The 19,092-nt window shown below is 66.7% G+C and carries 15 protein-coding genes and 1 pseudogene; 10 read left to right on the top strand and 6 right to left on the bottom strand.

The features are described from left to right. Nucleotides 1–19: 19 nt before the first annotated feature. A complete protein-coding gene (locus ABQY74_RS00360) occupies nt 20–913 on the top strand; it encodes a LysR family transcriptional regulator (RefSeq protein ID WP_104544175.1) in 894 nt (297 codons plus the stop codon). 10 nt (nt 914–923) lie between these two features. Here ABQY74_RS00360 and ABQY74_RS00355 read toward each other — a convergent pair whose 3' ends face one another. Next, on the bottom strand, nt 924–1,637 hold the full coding sequence (locus ABQY74_RS00355) for a hypothetical protein (RefSeq protein ID WP_349792826.1): 714 nt from the start codon (nt 1,635–1,637) through the stop codon (nt 924–926). Nucleotides 1,638–2,093: 456 nt separating this feature from the next. On the opposite strand from ABQY74_RS00355, the pseudogene ABQY74_RS00350 reads away from it, so the two are divergent. Then, nucleotides 2,094–3,152, top strand: a pseudogene (locus ABQY74_RS00350) (ATP-grasp fold amidoligase family protein); the annotation flags it as partial. A gap of 182 nt (nt 3,153–3,334) precedes the next feature. Here ABQY74_RS00350 and ABQY74_RS00345 read toward each other — a convergent pair. Both ABQY74_RS00345 and ABQY74_RS00340 read right to left on the bottom strand, forming a co-directional pair. Beyond that, nucleotides 3,335–3,631 (bottom strand): YciI family protein, encoded by a 297-nt coding sequence (locus ABQY74_RS00345; RefSeq protein ID WP_039529401.1) that lies wholly within the window; start codon nt 3,629–3,631, stop codon nt 3,335–3,337. Between the two features lie 134 nt (nt 3,632–3,765). After that, nucleotides 3,766–4,569 (bottom strand): SDR family NAD(P)-dependent oxidoreductase, encoded by an 804-nt coding sequence (locus ABQY74_RS00340; protein WP_047129839.1) that lies wholly within the window; start codon nt 4,567–4,569, stop codon nt 3,766–3,768. A 233-nt stretch (nt 4,570–4,802) separates the two neighbouring features. Between ABQY74_RS00340 and ABQY74_RS00335 the strand changes: the two genes are divergently transcribed. The 4 genes from ABQY74_RS00335 (at nt 4,803) to ABQY74_RS00320 (ending at nt 6,790) form a co-directional block, all read left to right on the top strand. Then, nucleotides 4,803–5,240 carry a helix-turn-helix domain-containing protein gene (locus ABQY74_RS00335; protein WP_065046354.1) on the top strand — a complete coding sequence of 146 codons (438 nt, stop codon included), beginning with the start codon at nt 4,803–4,805 and terminating at the stop codon, nt 5,238–5,240. A gap of 169 nt (nt 5,241–5,409) precedes the next feature. Continuing rightward, nucleotides 5,410–5,931, top strand: coding sequence for a hypothetical protein (locus tag ABQY74_RS00330; protein ID WP_016902924.1), 522 nt, complete (start codon nt 5,410–5,412; stop codon nt 5,929–5,931). An 86-nt stretch (nt 5,932–6,017) separates the two neighbouring features. Next, a complete protein-coding gene (locus ABQY74_RS00325) occupies nt 6,018–6,491 on the top strand; it encodes a hypothetical protein (RefSeq protein ID WP_228315113.1) in 474 nt (157 codons plus the stop codon). Then, on the top strand, nt 6,488–6,790 hold the full coding sequence (locus tag ABQY74_RS00320; protein WP_349792823.1) for a plasmid stabilization protein: 303 nt from the start codon (nt 6,488–6,490) through the stop codon (nt 6,788–6,790). The genes ABQY74_RS00325 and ABQY74_RS00320 overlap by 4 nt, the downstream gene beginning before the upstream one ends. Nucleotides 6,791–6,871: 81 nt before the next feature. Here ABQY74_RS00320 and ABQY74_RS00315 read toward each other — a convergent pair whose 3' ends face one another. Then, a complete protein-coding gene (locus ABQY74_RS00315) occupies nt 6,872–7,534 on the bottom strand; it encodes a hemolysin III family protein (RefSeq protein ID WP_102250647.1) in 663 nt (220 codons plus the stop codon). 173 nt (nt 7,535–7,707) lie between these two features. On the opposite strand from ABQY74_RS00315, the gene ABQY74_RS00310 reads away from it, so the two are divergent. Then, complete coding sequence (locus ABQY74_RS00310; RefSeq protein ID WP_349792821.1) at nt 7,708–10,203, top strand: DEAD/DEAH box helicase; 2,496 nt, start codon at nt 7,708–7,710, stop codon at nt 10,201–10,203. Beyond that, nucleotides 10,200–11,708, top strand: a complete 1,509-nt coding sequence (locus ABQY74_RS00305; protein WP_349792819.1) for a ribonuclease H-like domain-containing protein — start codon at nt 10,200–10,202, stop codon at nt 11,706–11,708. Before ABQY74_RS00310 ends, ABQY74_RS00305 begins: the two co-directional genes overlap by 4 nt. Before the next feature lie 165 nt (nt 11,709–11,873). Here the strand turns inward: ABQY74_RS00305 and avrBs2 are convergent, their stop codons facing one another. Further along, nucleotides 11,874–14,033 carry a type III secretion system effector avirulence protein AvrBs2 gene (avrBs2, locus tag ABQY74_RS00300; RefSeq protein ID WP_349792817.1) on the bottom strand — a complete coding sequence of 720 codons (2,160 nt, stop codon included), beginning with the start codon at nt 14,031–14,033 and terminating at the stop codon, nt 11,874–11,876. Nucleotides 14,034–14,175: 142 nt separating this feature from the next. Next, nucleotides 14,176–15,333, bottom strand: a complete 1,158-nt coding sequence (locus tag ABQY74_RS00295; RefSeq protein ID WP_126967488.1) for an ROK family protein — start codon at nt 15,331–15,333, stop codon at nt 14,176–14,178. A 105-nt stretch (nt 15,334–15,438) separates the two neighbouring features. Here ABQY74_RS00295 and ABQY74_RS00290 point away from each other — a divergent pair, with 105 nt between their 5' ends. Together ABQY74_RS00290 and ABQY74_RS00285 are read left to right on the top strand one after the other, a co-directional pair. Further along, on the top strand, nt 15,439–18,102 hold the full coding sequence (locus tag ABQY74_RS00290; RefSeq protein WP_372469999.1) for a TonB-dependent receptor: 2,664 nt from the start codon (nt 15,439–15,441) through the stop codon (nt 18,100–18,102). A gap of 10 nt (nt 18,103–18,112) precedes the next feature. Next, nucleotides 18,113–18,901 (top strand): DUF1868 domain-containing protein, encoded by a 789-nt coding sequence (locus ABQY74_RS00285; RefSeq protein ID WP_349792814.1) that lies wholly within the window; start codon nt 18,113–18,115, stop codon nt 18,899–18,901. Nucleotides 18,902–19,092 lie beyond the last annotated feature (191 nt).

The raw sequence follows: 19,092 nt of genomic DNA, 5'->3' as shown, positions 1-19,092 counted from the left end.
GCATGAATGGGGGTGGGCAATGGACCGGTTTCTGCTGATGACCTGCTTTGCGCGTGCGGTGGAAACCGGCAGCTTTTCTGCGGCCGGGCGCGACCTGGGCCTGGGCCAGCCCAATGTCAGCCGGCACGTGGCGGCGCTGGAAGAGCACCTGCACACGCGGCTGCTCAACCGCTCCACCCGCAAGCTGGTGCTGACGCCGGAGGGCGAGCGCTACTACGCGGAGGTGCGCCGCATCCTGGATGCGGTGGGCGAGTCGGAGATGGCGCTGCACGACAATGTGCAACCGTCCGGCTTGCTACGGGTGGCCTGCCCCACGGCGTTGTCGCATCACTATGTGATGCCGCTGGTGCCGGAGTTTTTACGGCGCTTTCCGGGCCTGGAGCTGGATCTGCAGATCAACGACCGCTTCGTCAATCTGCTTGACGAGGGCGCGGAGCTTGCCATCCGTATCGGCCACCTGGAAAACAGCGCGCTACGCGCACGGCGGATCGGCACGTTCAAGCGCGTGTGCGTGGCAAGCAACGCCTATCTTGCCGAGCGCGGTGTGCCCCGCGTGCCCGAGGACCTGCGCCAGCACGATTGCGTGCTGTACACCTTGCTGGCCTCCGGGGCGACGTGGCGTTTCAAGGATGTGGAAGTGCCGGTGTCCGGCCGGATCCGGGTCAATTCGCCGGAGGCCGCGCGCGAGTCGGTAAGTGCGGGCCTGGGCATCGGGCAGGGGCCGGAGTGGTTGTTCGAGCAGGGGCTCAAGGCCGGGCAGCTGCAGATCGTGCTGGGCGCATTCTCCGCACCTGCGGTGCCCATGCACATCCTGTATGCGGCCAACCGGCTGGTGCCGAAGCGGGCGATCGTGTTCATGGATTTTATTGCCGAGGCGTTTGCCAAGATTCCGCAACTGAATGTGGGAGGCTGATCGCCCGGCGTTATTCCAGCGGCCGTGGCGAGGGGCGCTGGTACTTGGAAAACGTCTTGTGCAGTGAGGCGGCGCGCTCGTCGGCAACGACGTTTTCAACACTGCTCAGGCCACGCGATGCGATGACGGCCGAGGCTTTTGCATCGCCCAACAGGTAGGCCAGGCGCAGGTAGGCCAGGCTGTCGACCAGGTTCTTGTTTGCGGTGTCGCTGACGTACACGTCCGACAGCCCGTAGTACGCATACAGGTTCCCCGCCACCGCGGCCCGCCGCAGGATGCCGATGCCCTGATAAAAACGGCCCGCCAGTGCGGTCTTTTTGCCGTAGATCACCGTTGCGGCCTGGTTGCCTGCCTGCGACTCGGCCTTGAGCTGGTCCAGCGTCAGGGTTTCCAAGCGGGCCAGTTCGTGTTCCGTCGGGTAGCCGTGGCGCAGCAGCCACTGCGCCTCTGCATCGGAGTTGGCGATCAACGGCCCACCGGCCGGGCAGGCATTGGGGCCCTGCGGGCAGAGATAGCGCCTTGCCTCCTGGCTGACCGAAGGCGGCCTGCTATTGGCCACCTGGGCAGGCGGCAGTGCGGTGGCGTTGCCATCTGCAGTGGCGGGGCTGGATGCTGCACGCGCCGATGTGGGCGCCTTATCGGCTTGTGCGGGCTGGTCTGTTTTGCCGCAGGCGGCAAGCGCAAGGCACAGCGCTGCCAGGGACAGGAGTTTGGTGACGTGCATGGGCCATCCGTTGCGGACTGCAGTGGTATCGCCTGATGTTGCTCGATCCTGGGCCGCGATGCGACTGCGTCCCCTGAGTGCGGGCCTGCGCTGGCCTTCAACGCCTGGCGCTTCCCCTGAGTGCACCTCCCCATCGTGGCGGAGCGCACACGCCGCCATTTGAGTTGCGCGACCTCCGCCTACGCCCCTCACCGGCGTTGTGCCCAAGCGGCGCCCGGCCGTGGCTGCGTCGTCCTAGCCCGCGCAGGCTGCCGCAACGCAGCAAAGCGGACGCGACAGCGGCCGCCAGACCCGTCTTTAGGCCCTAAAGCGCACTGATCTTTGCGAAATCGGTCTGCTTGAGACGTTTCGCAACCCTCTTCTTACTTTTCCCGTATACCGTGACTAGCATCACATTTAATTGTGACCTGCGTCTCACTAAACGACGAGAAGAGGGATCTGGCGATGGACAACGGGATGGGGCTGCAGACGCAGCCGCTGGGAGCGCGGGTTGGGGCAGCAGGTGAGCCGTGGGCTGCGCTGCTGCCGGGGTTGACGCGGTTTGCAGGCGACGCCCGCCCGGCCGCATTGCCTGGCGCAGCTGCGCCAGCCACTGACGCCATCAGCCTCAAGCGCCTGCTGCGCAAGGGCGCGCGCGGCCTGCTGCGCACCCTGCCCTGGCGGCACCAGGACCGGCTGTATTACCTGCACACCTTCGGCCGGCTGCCGGATCTGTACGCGCCCAAGTGCTTCAACGAGAAGATCCTCTACCGCAAGTGCGTGCACGGCGATTACCCGCTGTACCGGCGGCTGGCGGACAAGTTTGCGGTGCGCCCGTATGTGGCGGCCAGGATCGGCGAGGCGCATCTGATCCCGCTGCTGCTGGACAGCACCGACCCGCAGGAGCTGCTGCGCCTGCCGCAGTGGCGGCAGACCGTGATCAAGGCCAACCATGGCGCGGCGATGGTGGAGGTGGTGCGCGATGAGCCCGATGCGCAGCAGAAGCGCCGCATCATCGAGCGCTGCGGCCAATGGCTGCGCACCGACTTCTCCGACAAGGTGCGCGAGATCCATTACCGCGATATTCCGCCGCGCATTTTGGTGGAGCAGTACATCGGCGATGCGCAGCAGGTGCCGGTGGACTACAAGTTCCACATGTTCCGGCAGGTGGACGGCAGTTTTCAGTACGTGCTGCAGGTGATCTACGGACGCTTCGACACGCCGAAGTTGGGCATGACCTTCTTTGTCGGCAACCTGCACGAGGCCTTTCACCGCATCCGCGACGACGGGCGCGCACCGCCCTGCGCGCCGGCGCTGCTGGAACAGGCGCTGGAGCTGAGCAAGCTGCTGGCAAGCGACTTCGATTACGTGCGGGTGGACTGGTACATCCAGCACGGGCAGGTCTATTTCGGCGAGCTGACCTTTACCCCGGGTGCGGGGCTGGTCACCGGCCTGGACCGCGGGCTGGACCGGATGATGGGTGACATGTGGGTGCAGCGGCGTGCGCCAGTAGAGGCGGCGTTTCCCACGCAGGGCTTGCGCGGGTGCCGGTGCGGTGAGAGCGCTCGCCCGGCCCGTCCGGGCGGCGGGCAACTGACAGCGTGGCCTGAGCGCAGCCCGCCTGCGGCCGCCATGGCTTGCTGCATGCGCGGCGCGCTCTCGTCACCGCAACGCGCTGTTGCGATGACGATTTGAGCGTGCCGCCTGCAGCGCGGCGTTTATCCGCGCGCCTTCAAATGCAGCATGGGGTAATGCGCATACTGCCCGACGCCGTGTTTGATGATCGGGTCCTGTGCGGTGATGGCGGCAATGTCCTGGTCGTCGGCAATCTGATACAGCGATAGACCAAAGCCGCCGGTTTCATCGATGACCGGGCCATGCGCCAGCAGCACGCCCTCGGCCAGGCGCTGGTCCAGAAACGCAGCATGCTGCTGCATCAGGGCTTTTTCCTGATCCGACATGGTGGCCAGAAAGTCAGCGCGCGGCGGGATGAATTTGCAGAAATACGCTTTCATTTTTGTCTACTCGTGGCATAGGGGATGCGTCACGGCTTTAGCAAAGCCGTTGATCGGGTGATAACACGGGGGTTTTGTGGGGTTTACTTGATTGAATCAGCAGCTGGATTGGCGCTGCATGTAACGCACAGCACTCAGGCTGTTTTGATGCTTTTGAAAATCGCGCCTTCAAACATCTTTGGCAGGTAACTCTGCAGGAACAGGATCATGCCGGTCATCTTTCCGACCGGGTTGCTGAACTTGGGGTCCTTGGCCTGGATCAGCTTCTGAATGGTGTCCACCACGGCATCCGGTGCTTCTGCGGTGTCGATTCCCTTCTGGGTCGCCGCATTGGCCTGCGTGCGGTAAGCGTTGTAGTCGGCAATGGGGTTGCCGGCGGCAGGCACTGCGTTATGGCCCAGATTGGTCTTGAACCAGACCGGCTCCACCATATTGACCTTGATATTGAACTGGGCAAGTTCGAACCGCAGCGATTTGAAATACCCCTGCACCGCGTGCTTGGAGGCCGCGTAATACGACAGGTTCGGCGGCCCGATCAGCCCCACGATGGAACTGACGGTGATGATCTGCCCACTCCGCTGCTTGCGGAGGTACGGCAGCAGCGCATTGGTGGTTTTGACCGTGCCCCAGAAGTTGGTTTCGAACTGCTGGCGGCCCACGTCGATGGCGGTTTCTTCGGCGATACCGGTGACCATATAACCGGCGTTGTTGACCAGCACATCCAGGCGGTCGACCGATTGAAACAGCGTTGTGGCAAACGACTGGATCGAGGCGTCATCGTCGATATCCAGGCGCAGCAGCTTGAACGGCAGCTTGGCCTGGTGCTTTTCCGGCTCGCGGCTGGTGCCGATGACGTTGAAGCCCTGCTTGTGCAGGTTGGTGGCCAGCAACAGGCCAAACCCTGAGGATGCGCCGGTGATCAGCACTGTCTTTTTCATCGTGGTGTCTCTGAAGGAATGCGGTTTAGGGAAGGTGGAGAAACATCGCCAGCCATCGGCGTGCAGCTGCGCGGTGCCTGACGCTGACCTGCATTGCGGTGTGCGTTGATGCGGACTGCCGCCGCGGTTGCCGCCGCGGCCTGGGCGCCCGTCACCTGCCTGAAACGCGCGGTTGGACTGCCCATGCGCCGCATGCTAGTATCGATTTGATAGTGAGTCAATACGGAAATGATATGAACTCAAAAAATTCGTCGGACAGCCTGTGCCCGATCGCGCGCAGCCTGACCTTCCTGGGCGATGCGTGGACGATGCTGATCCTGCGTGACGCCAATTCCGGGCTGACCCGCTTCGATCAGTTCCGGCAGAGCCTGGGGATTGCCCCGACCATGCTGACCAAGCGGCTGGCGACGCTGACCGAGGAGCGGCTGCTGGAAAAGCGCCTGTATTCCACCCGCCCGCCGCGCGAGGAGTACGTGCTGACCCAGGCAGGGCGCGATTACCTGCCGGTGCTGTTCATGATCGGTGCGTGGGGCCGCAAGCACCGTGGCGAGGGCAAGTTGCTGCGTTTTCTGGATGCGGAAACCGGCACCGAGCTGCAGCCGGTTGCCATCGATGCAGTCACCGGTGCAGAGATCGGCACACGCGAGATCCGCATGGTGATGCCGGAATGAGCGCGGCGACGTGGTTGATGGCTCTCAGCATGCGTTGACGCCTGACGCGCTACCCTCGCGCGCCCTGGCTGCCCCGACCTGGGCGACTGCGTGACGCGTTGGCGTCATGTTGCGCACCGATGTCTAGGACAGCCGCGCCGCTCTTCCCATCACTACAAGGACGTCACCGTTGTCGCACGTTTCCCTACGCCGCTTCCTGCCGCTCGCCTGTCTGGGCCTGCTGTCTGCCTGCAACGGTGGCACGGCCACCCCCAGCGCGCCGCGCCCGGAGTCCGAGCACTTCACCCTTGCCGAGCTGCAGCAGCTTGGCTGCACCGTCACCGCCACACCCAAACGCGATGTCCGCAAGATCCCGTTGCTGGGTGAGGTCGATGGCTATGGTGTCACCAGCACCAACGCCTGCGCGACCCACATGATCAGCCTGCTGCAACCGATGAGCTATGAGGACGCGGTGTGGGAGGGCGCACGCAGCGCCGCCGGCACCTTTGCCAAGGAGCACGGGCTGGAGCGCGAGAGTTATGAAGGCCGGCTCGGCGAGTACAGCGAGATCGAGGTGTTCAGCCGCGGCGGCAAGCCGGTGGGCTTTGAATACAACGTGCAGGCAAAGGGCACGCTGCATTCGGTGGTCGTGCTCTCCGACAGCATCGCGCCGGATGCGGCCTTTGAGGCGGTGATGAAGACCAAGCTGTGAGGGTGTGAGCCTGGCTGACAACCGTTAGCTGGCGTTCCTGATCAATGGTAAGGTGGCTGCCACCTAATCGTTAACTGGATAGTGCCATGACGAATCTGGTCAAGCTGGCGACCGCACGCGCGCTGGTCGACGCCAGTGCGGTCAGGCACGCGTCGGTCATCGGGGAAGCCGGTGCCTGGACCGTGCAATTGCAGACCCATGACCAGACCCGTGTGCTGGCCACCAAGGCGAATGCGCCGCGCCGGTTTGGCAGCTTCGAAAGTGCGTTAAAGGTCTTGCGCGAGATGGGCATGCCATTGGACGTGCTTCACGTGGACGCTGCGCAGTGGGACGCCGAGGGCGGCAATGCGAAGCGCCGGCCTGACCGCTCCGAGGCGATGAAGGTCAAGGAGTTGGATGCACGCTATGCGGTGTCGCTACGCACCCAGACCGAGCATGCCCTGGCCGACCCCCGCCCCGCACTCTCCAGCGCGCAGGCGAAGCAGCAGATGGAGACGCTCAAGACGCAACACCGTGCGGCGCTTGAGGCAGCCCTGGCTGCAAAGGGCACGCGTGCGTGAGCGTGGCCTGGAAGCAGAGCGCGCTGGATGCGCGCACCGCGTTGCTCGCTTCAGCATTGGCGCGCGCGATCGAAATCTCCGACCCGCAGATTTATTTCGCCGCATGTGAACAGGACGACCAGATCGAAGCCGAGGGCGACGCGCTGGATGGTGCCGCCACCTATCACTCTGGGCCACTGCCGGGAACGCGTTTGTACACCTGCCAGGACGGCAGATATCTCTTGATCTACACACGCGACGGCGACGATGTGCTGATCCTTGCCCTCGTACCTGCGCGCTCTGATTGGAAGCCGGCGTAGTCAGGCGATCAATAGATCCATGACGCGTCGATGCTACCGAGCGATGGGCATACGCGACTGCTCGACGACATCGACAGCGCGCTACACCCCACCCAACGGCTGCAGGCACAACCAGATCGCGCACCAGTGCGAGAGCGCGCCGCCCAGCACGTGGGCGTGCCAGATGGCGCGGTTGTAGACCAGCGACTTGCGCACGTAGAAGGTGACGCCCACGGTGTAGAACGCGCCGCCGGCGGCGATCAGCCACAGCACGGTGCTGTCCAGGCCGGCGAGCAGCGGCTTGATCACCACGATGCCGGCCCAGCCCAGCAACAGGTAGATCACCACCCAGAAGCCCTTGGCGATGCCGGGCAGGAACAGCTTGGCGAACACGCCGAACAAGGCCACGCCCCACACGCCCAGGATCATCGCCCAGCGCCAGGTGCCGTCGAGGGCGACCAGCAGGAACGGGGTGTAGGAGCCGGCAATCATCACGAAGATGCCGGCATGGTCGAACTTGCGCAGCATCGGCTGGCGTTGCGGCGGGGCGAAGTTGTACGCCGCCGAGCAGCCGAACATGACCAGCAGCCCCAGCGCGTAGACGCAGGTGGCCAGCAGCATGGTCTGGTTGGCATGCGCGCGCCAGACCATCCAGGCGCCGCCGACGATGGCCAGGAACAGGCCGGCGGCATGCACGATCACATCGGCACGGCGGGCGGAACGGGTCTTGTAGTGCGGAGCGGTGGGGCTGGGGGAAACGGGCACGGCGGTTCTTCGAAATGGGGGAGCCACAGCGTGCAAGGCAACGGTGACGCGGTGGGGGCAACAGAATACCCGGCTTGCTGAATCCGCTCAGTGACACAGGCTCGCCGGTTCGGCGCTGGTCTCATACCCTGAGACACCTCCCCTGTCTCATGCCCCTCTTTGGGAGCCGCCGTATGCCTCCGTTTGCCCTCGCTCCCCGCACCGAAACCGCCGAACGCGCGCTGGCCACCACAGATGGCCGGCCCAGCCGCGATGGTGCACTGCTCACCGAACGCCTGGAACGGCGTTACCACGACCGCATCACCGGCAGCTTTACCCTGCCCGGGCGCGACGGCCGTTATGCGCCGATTCCCGCCGATGTGCCGGCCGCGCTGGCCGACGCCTTGCGCGCGCGTGGCATCAGCCAGCTCTACAGCCACCAGGCCGATGCCTGGGCGGCCACGCAACGCGGCGACCATGTGGCGATCGTGACGCCCACCGCGTCGGGCAAATCACTGTGCTACACGCTGCCGGTGGTAAGCGCGGCGATGAGCTCCGGGGCCAAGGCGCTGTACCTGTTCCCGACCAAGGCGCTGGCGCAGGACCAGGTGGCTGAGCTGCTGGAGTTGAACCGCGCCGGCGAGCTGGGGGTGAAGGCCTTCACCTTCGACGGCGATACGCCCGGCGATGCACGCCAGGCGATCCGCCTGCATGGCGACATCGTGGTGAGCAACCCGGACATGCTGCACCAGGCGATCCTGCCGCATCACACCAAGTGGGCGCAGTTCTTCGAGAACCTGCGCTATGTAGTGATCGACGAGATCCACACCTACCGCGGCGTGTTCGGCAGCCACGTCACCAACGTGTTGCGCCGGCTCAAGCGTATCTGCGCGTTCTATGGCGCCAACCCGCAGTTCATCCTGTGCTCGGCCACCATCGGCAACCCGCATGCGCACGCGCAGGCCCTGATCGAAGAACAGGTGTATGCGATCACCGAATCCGGCGCGCCCACCGGCGACAAGCACGTGCTGCTGTGGAACCCGCCGGTGGTCAACGCGGATTTGGGGCTGCGCGCATCGGCACGCTCGCAGAGCAACCGCATTGCGCGCATCGCGATCAAGAGCGGCCTGAAGACGCTGGTGTTCGCGCAGACGCGCCTGATGGTGGAGGTGCTCACCAAATACCTGAAGGACATCTTCGACCACGACCCGCGCAAGCCGCCACGCATCCGTGCGTACCGCGGTGGCTACCTGCCCACCGAGCGGCGCGAGGTGGAGCGCGCGATGCGCGCCGGCAATATCGACGGCATTGTGTCCACCTCGGCGCTGGAGCTGGGCGTGGATATCGGCGCGCTGGATGTGGTGATCCTCAACGGCTACCCCGGCAGCGTGGCGGCGACCTGGCAGCGCTTCGGCCGCGCCGGGCGCCGCCAGCAACCGGCGCTGGGTGTGCTGGTGGCCAGTTCGCAGCCGCTGGACCAGTACGTGGTGCGGCACCCGGATTTCTTTGCCGATGCCTCGCCCGAGCATGCGCGCATTGCGCCGGACCAGCCGCTGATCCTGTTCGATCACATCCGCTGCGCGGCGTTCGAGCTGCCGTTCATTGCCAGCGAACCGTTCGGGCCCATCGACCCGCTGGTGTTCCTGGAAGCGCTGGCCGAGAGCGAAGTGATCCACCAGGAAGGCGACCGCTGGGAGTGGATCGCCGACAGCTACCCGGCCAATGCGGTGAGCCTGCGCTCGGTGGCCGACGGCAACTTCGTGGTGGTGGACAAGAGCGACGGCAAACAACAGATCATCGCCGAGGTGGATTATTCGGCCGCGGCGCTGACCTTGTACGAAGGCGCCATCCACATGGTGCAGAGCACGCCGTACCAGGTGGAGCGACTGGACTGGGAAGGCCGCAAGGCCTATGTCACGCGCACCCATGTGGACTACTACACCGACAGCATCGACTACACCAAGCTGAAGGTGCTGGACCGCTTCGACGGCGGCGTGGCCGGGCGCGGCGACTCGCACCATGGCGAGGTGCATGTGGTGCGGCGCGTGTCCGGCTATAAGAAGATCCGCTATTACACGCACGAGAACATCGGCTACGGGCCGGTCAATCTGCCCGACCAGGAACTGCACACCACTGCGGTGTGGTGGCAGCTGCCGCAGGCCACGCTGGGCAAGGCGTTCGCCTCCAAGCAGGATGCGCTGGATGGTTTTCTGGGTGCGGCCTATGCGCTGCACGTGGTGGCCACGGTGGCAGTGATGGCCGATGCGCGCGACCTGCAGAAGGCCGTGGGCAATGGCGACGGCGCGTGGTTTGCGGTGGCCGACCAGACCGGGCGCGGGCAGCTGCGCGGCGTGGACGAGGGCGAAGAAGGCGCGGTGGAATTGCAGCAGGCCTTCGTGCCCACGGTGTATCTGTACGACAACTTCCCTGGCGGGGTGGGCCTGAGCGAGCCGCTGTGGCTGCGCCAGGCCGAGCTGCTGCAGCGCGCCGACGAGCTGGTGCGGCGTTGCGACTGCAGCGCCGGCTGCCCTGCCTGCGTGGGCCCGGTGCTGGCCGCGCATGAGGAAGGCAAGGGCGAGTCGCCCAAGTCGCTGGCCTTGACCGTGCTGGCGCTGTTGTTCGATGCGGATGCGCCGTTGCGGCATGCCACCCAGGTGGACGGTGACCTGGCGCTGGACGTGCTTGCATGAGCGTGAGTGCGGACCGGTTGCGCTTGTTGCGGCGTCAGGCCGGGCACGCCGATGTGCCAGCGCCGGCGGCGGTTGCAGATGGCGCTGCAGTGGATGGTGCGGATGTTTCCGCTGCGGTCGATGCGCAGGCCGATGCCCACCCGCTGCGCGCGGCGGTGGTGGCGCGCACCTCGGGTGATGCAGTCGGTGCGGATGCAGTGGCAGGCAATGCGCGCACGCGTGCCGCAGGTGACATGCCTGCGGCGGCGCAGCCAATGCGTGCGCCGGCAGCGCCGATGCCTGGCAGCGATCCTGGGGTGAGCGCAGAACGCTTGCGCCTGCTACGCCGCCAGGTCGGCGGGCTGACACCCACGGCGCGCAAGGGCGATGCGGTGATGCCCACGCGTGCGCAACGCCAGCCTGCGCCGGGTGCTGCTGCGTCTGCGTCACGCGCTTTGCCGCGCGATGCTGCTGTGCGAAGCGCGCAGCCCGGCAGCGCAGAGGCTGCCGGTGCACCGCGCACCCCGCCCACCGCACCGGCAATGACGCGCCGCGCCCTGCAGGCACCAGTTGCTGCAGCGCCTGCGCGCGATAGCTCGGCGTTTGCCTGGGTGGACCACGATGTGCGCCACAAGCCGGCAAGTGCGGCGGCCGATGCGACGGCGCGCGTGCCGGCTGTACGCACGACACCGGCTGCGCCCACATCACTGCCGGCACCGCAGCGCCGCACCGATATCGCCGGCCTGCGCAAGATGATCGGCCTGCGCGAGCGCGCGGTCTCGACACATACGCCGCTGCGCGCTGCGTCCACCGATCGGCATCTGCCCGGCAACGAGATCGCGCCCGGCCTGCACCTGATCGAAGCCTTCCTGCCGCAGGCGATCCCGCGCCAGGCGCTGTCGCTGGCATTCGCCAAGCGCGAGGACGCGGTGGACCCGATGGACCTGCTGTTCTTCGACACCGAAACCACCGGCCTGGCCGGCGGCACCGGCACGCGCGCCTTCATGATCGGCGTGGCCGATTGGTACACCGACGCTACGCAGGGCAGCGGGCTGCGCGTGCGCCAGTTGATGATGTCCACAATGGCGGCCGAAAGCGCGATGCTGGACCTGTTCCGCAGCTGGCTGTCGCCACAGACAGTGCTGTCCAGCTACAACGGCCGCTGCTACGACGCGCCGTTGTTAAAGACGCGCTACCGGCTGGCGCGCCGCGGCGACCCGATCTCTGCGCTGGATCATGTGGACCTGCTGTTCCCCACCCGGCGCCGCTATCGCGGCACCTGGGAGAACTGCAAGCTGGCCACCATCGAACGGCAGCTGCTGCGCGTGGTGCGCGAAGACGACCTGCCCGGCTCCGAAGCGCCGGCCGCCTGGTTGAGCTACCTGCGCGGCGGCAGCGCGCGCAACCTGCGCCGCGTGGCCGAGCACAATCACCAGGACGTGGTGACCTTGTCGCTGCTGATGCAGCGCCTGGTGGCGGTGGACGCGCAGGACCGTGAAGTGATTCCGATGTTGGAGACACCGTAGCGCCGGAGCAGGCGCAATGCGCGCATCCTGGGTGCGCGCGCCACTGCAGTTTGCCGGCAGAGGCGATGTCCACCGGCAACACTGCGAGGCCGCCACCCATTGGCGAGCACCTGAGCGGTCATGCCGCCAAGTGACGCGCGCCGGCGCAGCATCAGTGCACCGGCATCACTCGCCCGGCTCGATCTGTCTGGCCTGCTCGTTGAGGTAATGGGTGACCGGTGCGCCACGGTACTGATCGGTCAGCCGTCCCAGCGCGTCGGCGCGTGCATCCACCGCCTGCCTGGCGGCGGCATCGTGCGAATGGTCTGCCGAGCGATCCAGCAGCCGGCCTTCGCGCACAGCCGCAACATGCGCCGGGTCGGCAGGCCTGGACGCGGCGCGGAATTCGCTGGTGCGCTGCTGCACGATCGCCGCATCGCGTGCGCTGTCGATGGGCGTCTCTGGCGGCAGGTCCAGTTCCATGCCGGTGTGGCCACGCGCCAGGGTGCGGTTTTCCAGCAGCGCGAGCAGTTCTTCTTCGGGCTGGTCGGTCAGCAGGCTTTCACCGGCGTCGCGAAAGGCACCGGCGGTGGTGCGCTGGATGCCGAAGGCTTCGCCGCTGAGCTTCTGCATCTCGCCGAAGTTGCGCCAGACGTAATAGTCCTTGTCGTGGTTGGCGCGCGGCAGCGAGAAATCCTCGTAGCGGTAGCCGGACGAGAATGCCGCCTGCGCGTAGGACGAGTCGGGCTGGCGCAGGCGTGTGCGTGTCAGCTCCATGGCCTTGCCCGCAGCGCTTTGCTGATCGGTGGCCACCGCCTCCACGATGACCGGGCGCATCCGGTTCCAGCTTTCCAGCCATTGCACCGCCGTGTCGGCCAGCCCCTCCGGGCCATCGTCCTTGCCCGGGAAGAAATCGCGCAACTGCGCGTCGGCGAGCATGCCCTGGCTGAAGACCGGCACCACGTTGATCTTGGCCAGCAGGCGATCGAGCGCGGCACGGCGGGGCGCGTCCTGCGAGTGCAGCGGATTGATCTGGTAATGCTTGTACAGATTGGACAGAAACTGATCGAAGCCGCCCGTGTAGTACTTGGCATACAGCTTGATCGCGGCGCCCTGGCGCAGGTCCGGCCGACGCATCAGCAGCATCGCCACCGCTTCGCCGGTGTCTTCCTTGCAATCCAGCGCCACCGACATCGCCTCCGGCTTCTGCAACGCGTGCTCCAGCGCCTGCTCCACGGCGGCAATGCTCTGATCGGTCTTGATGAAGTTGCCGTCGACCGGGTTGCGGATCACCAGCGGCATCTCGCGCAACTGCGCGAACGGGACCTGCGACACCAATCTGTTCTGCGGGTCGTCGGTCATGCGGCCGATGCTGAAGTCGTGCATCAAGACCGGCACGCCGTCGGCGCTGACCTCCACATCCAGTTCCAGGTTGCGATAGCCGTGTTCGTAAGCGCGATCGATGGCGGCCAGCGAGTTTTCCGGGATGCCGGCGTGGTTATCGAACAGGCCCCGGTGCACCATCACGTCCTTGCCCAGCGCGCGCGTGCTGGGCGCCTGGAAATACGCGTCGTGGACGAGCTCCTTGCGGTGCTTGCGCAGCAGCGCGTCCTTGCCGGCCACCAGATGGTGGTCGTTGCGCTTGAAGAACGCTGCGCCGCCGTCGCGCGCCGGCACCTCGTGGCCGTGGTAGCGCGCGGCCTGCTGCAACTTGCGCCGCGGCTGCGCGGGCGTGGACGCGGCGGGCTTTAGCCAGCCGGGTGTTTCCAACCCATGGGCGCGCAGATCCAGCGCCTTGCGCAATGCCGTGCATGCGGCATCGCTGAAAGTATCGCCAGGCGCAAACGCGTGGCCCAGATCGAAGACGATGCGGCCCTGCTGCGCATCGACCAGCACCGGGCCGGCCGCTGCACGCGAGTGCTCGGGCAAGCTGGCGGTCATCTCGTCGAACGCGGCGGTGTCCAGATACACCGGCTGCAGCGTTCCGGCGGCAAAGCGTGCCGCGATGCTGTCGGGCCCGGGTGCGGGAGTGGCCTCCTGAGCCAACTGCTTGGCCAGCGCGCTTTGCGCGGCCTGCAAGGTGATCTGGTGCGCCTGCACTTCGGCCAGGCGCTGCTCGGAGAACTCGCCGTCCAGCGCCACCAATGCCTGCTTGCCGGTCATCGCGCTGTCGTCCAATGGCACCAGCGGCGGTAGCACGGCGGCCTGGCGACGCGGGCGTGCGCGCAACGGCGGGTTGCCGCCTGGCGGGTGCGGCACCTCCATCGGGGTGATCGCGCTGGTGTGCGCCGGTGTTGCCAGCGCGGTGGTGGGCGTGGCGGCGGGTTGCAAGGGAGCAATACGCATGACGACCTCAAGAGCACTGCGGGCGGCCAGTAAACCGCTTGGCAGATGACAATGCGCAACCGAGGCGAACTATGCCGCCGCGATGCGAAACGATGCCCCGCCGCAACGCCGGCGCACTACGCCGGCTGGTCCATCGCCTGCGCTAGAACAGCGTTTCCTTGAACGGCAGCATGGCCGCGCCCAGCACCGTGGCGTGTGCCTGCACCTGCCCGACCAGCAATGCCGGATACGGCGATGCGACGCCGCGCCGTGGCGCCGGCTCGAAGGCGACCCGGGCGATCAGCCGCTGCGCAAGATCTGCCGGCAGGCGCGCGCCAAAGACGATGACGCGCGGGTCGATCAACGCGATGATCGCCGCCACCGCCAGGGTCACGGTGGGTTGCACCGCATCCAGCCAGGCCTCGATCTGCGGCCATGCCGGATCGTAGTGCTGCAGCATGGTGTGCAGGTCCGGCAGCGCATGGCCATCGGCGACCAGCGCCTGGCGCAGGCTTTCCAGCGTGGGCCGCGCACTGCCGGTGATGGCCGAGATGCGCCCCAGTTCGCCCACGTTGCCGTGCGCGCCGCGGTGCACGCTGCCAGCGGCGATCACGCCTGCGGCAAACCCGTCGGCGATGGTCAGATAGACCAGATCCGGCGACTGGCGGCCGACCCCGTACAAGGCTTCGGCCAGGGCGGCGCAATGGGCGTCGTTGTCCATCCAGACCGGCAACTGCAGGCGTTCGGCGATGAAGCGGTCCAGCTCGACCTGCATCCATTCGGCGGCCAGCGTGAGCGGCGGATTGACCCGCGTGCCATCGCCGATGCGCGGGCCGGTCATGCTGACGCCCACCCCGAACAGCCGCTGCCGGTCGACACCGGCCGCCTGCAGCAACTGCTCCACCAGGTGCGGCAACTGCGCCGCGACCAGGTCCAGCGTCAGCGGGAACGCCGTGAGCTGGCGCATGCCGCGCACCTGCCCGGCGAAGTCGATCAGCACCACCGCGATGCCATCGACCATCAACGAGACCCCCACGCTGAATGCATAGTCGGGCACCAGGCTCAGCTCGACGCTGGGTTGGCCGCGGCCGCGCCGCAGCGACGGGCCGAGCTGGAGCAGGCCGTGTGCGACCAGCGGGTCGATGATGCCCTTGGTGCCGGGGACGCTGAGCCCGCTGGCGCGCGGCAGATCCGCGCGCGCCAGCTGGCCGGCACTGCGGATCAGATCCAGCAACGCGCGCTCGCTGGAGCCGGCGGCCTGGCCGTCGCTACGACGGCGGTAATGCGAACGAATGGCCGCGTGGGCGAAGAAGGAAGACATGGAAGGCAAAAGAACCGGTGGTGTCACATAAGCTTAAATTAAGCAGATTAATTTAATCGGCTTGCGGCCACCACGTTGGGGCTGCCCGACAGTGCGGATCGTGCCATGCGTCTGTTTCATCGCTCTCCCTCTGGCTTCCTGTGTTTGCCCGGCCCGGCCTGCATCGCGCAGCGTCGCACATTGTCGCTCGCGCTGGGCATGGCCGTTTCGGGCTGGATGCAGGCGCCGGCGCAGGCCGCCGAGGCGCCCGCCGATGCCTCGCCGCAGACCCTGGATGCGGTGCAGGTGCGCACCTCGTTCCAGTCGCAGAACACGCGCGCCATCGCCACCAAACAGGCCGCGCCCACCGTCGTGGACTCGGTCGCCGCCGACAGCATCGGGCAGCTGGCGGACTTCAATGTGGGCGATGCGCTGCGCCGGGTCACCGGCGTCAGCACCGTGGAGTACCAGGGCGAGCCGCGCTACGTGACGGTGCGTGGCCTCAACGGCAACTACAACAGCATGCTGATCGACGGCTTTGCGTTTGCCAGCAACGACATCGGCAGCCGCCAGGCGATGATGGATGTGCTGCCGGCCAACTTTGTCGACCGCATCGATGTGGTGAAGTCGTTCCTGCCGGAAAACGATGGCGGCGCGATCGGCGGCGTCACCAACCTGGTCACCGCCACCGGCTTCGGCCGCCCGGACGGCCTGCTCACCTTCTCGGCCAAGGGCGGCGCCAACCTGATGGGCAGCCGCTACGGCGGCCGCTCGCCGGTTGGCGAGGGCGATCTGAAATGGGGTAAGCGCTTCGGTCGCGATGGGCAGTTCGCCTTCCTGGGCGCTGCCAGCCAGTGGCGGCGCGAGATCTCGGTGCCGCAGCAGGAAAACGGCGGCGGCTTGAACTGGTACGCCGCCGACGGCACGCGCGACCCGGTGCCCTACGGCGGCACCGGCGCTGCGGTTCCCGGCGAACGGCGCTGGTACAACTACGCCAACACCCGCGAACGGCGCGGCCTCACCGCACGCGTGGACTGGCAGCCGGAGGGTCCGCTCAGCGGCCATGTGTCCGGCTACAGCTTCCGCCAACGTGAGGCCTCGGACCGCAATACCCAGAACGCCCAGGTGCAGAACAGCGCACGCCTGACCCGCACTAGCGCGCAGAGCGGCACGCTCGACAACCTCAATCAATACGTCGAACTGGGGCAGTTGCGCTGGAAGCGCGCGCTGACGGGCATCAATGGCGAGCTGCTGGCCGAGTTGCCGGCGCAGTGGCGCGCCGCGCTGCGTGCGAGCACCTCGCGCGCCACGGTGGACAACCCGCAGACCTGGGACCGCTTCCAGCAAAATCGCCTGGGGTACGGGTTCGACTGGAGCGGCACGCTGCCGGCCCTCACGCCCCTGGATCCGGCCCTGGCTGATGACCCGGCGCGCTACCCCAATGCCTATCACCAGCAGGAGCGCACCGGCTACGCCGAACGGGTCGGCGACCTGCAGCTGGAGCTGCGTCGCAACATGGATGAGGACAGCCGCGGGCTGGGGCTGGCCGTGGGCGCACGGCAGGTCCGCACGCATATGCGCACCACTGTGCAGCGCACCACCTGGAACGGCCTGCCCGACACATTGGCCGACGTGCTGGGCCGCCCGACCTGCGCCCTGGGCTGCAACAGGGAGATGATGACCATCGACCCGGCATTGGCCGACGCACGCTGGGATGCCCTGGCTGGCCAGGCGCGCGGGGTGGTGGACACCACCGCGCAGAACAGCGGCAGCTATGGGGTCGACGAACAGGTGCGCGCCGGCTTTGCCCAGGCGCAATGGCGCGGCGAGCGCTGGCTGCTGGCTGGCGGCATCCGTCTGGAACAGACACGCTTTGCCAGCGCCGGCCAGCAGCTGAGCGGAACCACCTGGACACCGGTCAGCGCGGTGCGCACCTACCGCAACTGGTTGCCATCGCTCAGCGGGCAACTGCAGACCAGCGCCAACGGCACGCTGCGCGTTGGCGTCTCGCGCTCGATCGGGCGCCCGCGCCTGGACCAGATGGCCTTGAACGGCGGCGTGCTCACGCTGGGCAGCACACCGCCCACGCTCAACCAGGGCAACCCCGACCTGCAGCCGCGCCGCTCGCAGAATCTGGACCTTGGCCACGACTGGAGCTTTGACGACGGCGGCAGCCTGCTGTCGGTCGCGCTGTTCCACAAGACCATCGACGATGAAATCTTCCGCTACGGCCAGATGGACAGCATCGACGGCGAGCAGGTGCTGGTCACCCAGCCGCGCAATGTGGACCGGCCGGTGCGCCTGCGCGGCGCCGAGCTGGGGGCCATCAAGGAGCTGGGGCCGTGGCTGCCTGCGCTGGCCGGCTTGTCGGTGACCGCCAATGTCACGTTCCTGGACGTGGACTACCCGGTGGTGCTCGGCGATGGCACCCGCACCACCCTGGACGTGCTGCCGCAGCAGCCCAGGCAGTTGTGGAATCTGACCCTGAATTACGCCCGTGGGCCGCTGCGCGCCACGCTGGCCTGGAGCCGCACCGGCGAGCTGTGGGATGACCGCTTTCCCAATTACAGCAGCCTGCAGGAGTTCTATCGCAACCGTTACCAGCAGCCGCTGGACCGCATCGATCTGAAACTGGGCTGGGACGTGTCCCCGGCGGTGTCGCTGAGCCTGGACGTGCTCAACCTGGCTGGCCAGGGCTACCAATACCGCATCGGCCGCGATCAGGAGTATGTGCAATCGGCCTGGAAGATGGCCCCCACCGTGATGGTTGGCGTCAACGTCAAACTTTGAGGAGCTACGCATGTCGTCATGTCTGGATACCACCTTCAGCCGCCGTCGTCTGCTCACCGGCGCCGCCGGCGCCTCGTTGCTGGCAACCGCACTACCTTCGCTTGCCGGTGCAGCGCCGCCTGCGGATGTGGGCCGCAAGTTCCTGCGCTCCAGGCGGCCGATGCCGTTTGCCGGCAACACGTTTGTCGGCCATCTCGAACAGCAGGGCGATGGCTACGCCAGCTTCGACCGGGTGCTGGACATCTACCGCGAGCTGCCCGAGCACGGCTTTGCCAACAAGCTCGCCGTGCTGCCGCCCAGCAGCTATCACGTGACCTTGCTGGGCGGGGTCAATGAAACCGACCGCGCGCACGGGCCGTGGCCGAGCGATCTGGCGCGCGATGCTGCGCTGGCCGACATCAACGCCAGCTTCCTGTCGCGGTTGCAGCAGCGCAACACCACGCCGCTGGGGGCGTGCCGGTTTGTGGTCGACCCCAGCGCGGCCATGACCGGCAGCAACGACAATCTGCTGATTCCGTTGCTGCCTGCCGATGCGGCCACCGCGCAGCGGCTGGAGACGGCGCGCAAGGGCCTGATGGCGTTGACGCTACTGCAGCGCCCGGACTACAGCCACTACCGGTTCCACATCTCGCTGGCCTATCTGTGCGAGACGCTCGATGCCGACGAACAAGCGGCCTACCACAGCGCGGTGGGCGTGTGGCTGAAACGGCTGGCTGCCGCCGGCCCGATCACGGTGCCGCGTTTCCACTTCTGCACGTTCAACGACATGTATGCGTTTCGTACGCTCCGCGAGGTGTGAAGTTGAGTGCGTATGGCCATCTGTTGTGCGTGTAACGACACCTGCTGCGGCGCTGCAAGCTGATCATTGGCCGTGTGTATGGACGTGCAGCGCTGTAAAGTCCCTCTCCCCTCGGGAGAGGGGTTGGGGTGAGGGTACGTATTCTCGCCCATTCGCAATCGCCGGCGCATTTGCAATAGCGCCAAACCACA

Origin of the sequence: Xanthomonas sp. WHRI 7064 (assembly GCF_040202355.2) — a bacterium.
In the GTDB taxonomy this organism is placed as follows: domain Bacteria; phylum Pseudomonadota; class Gammaproteobacteria; order Xanthomonadales; family Xanthomonadaceae; genus Xanthomonas; species Xanthomonas arboricola.
This window is presented reverse-complemented; position numbering and strand designations above follow the sequence as displayed.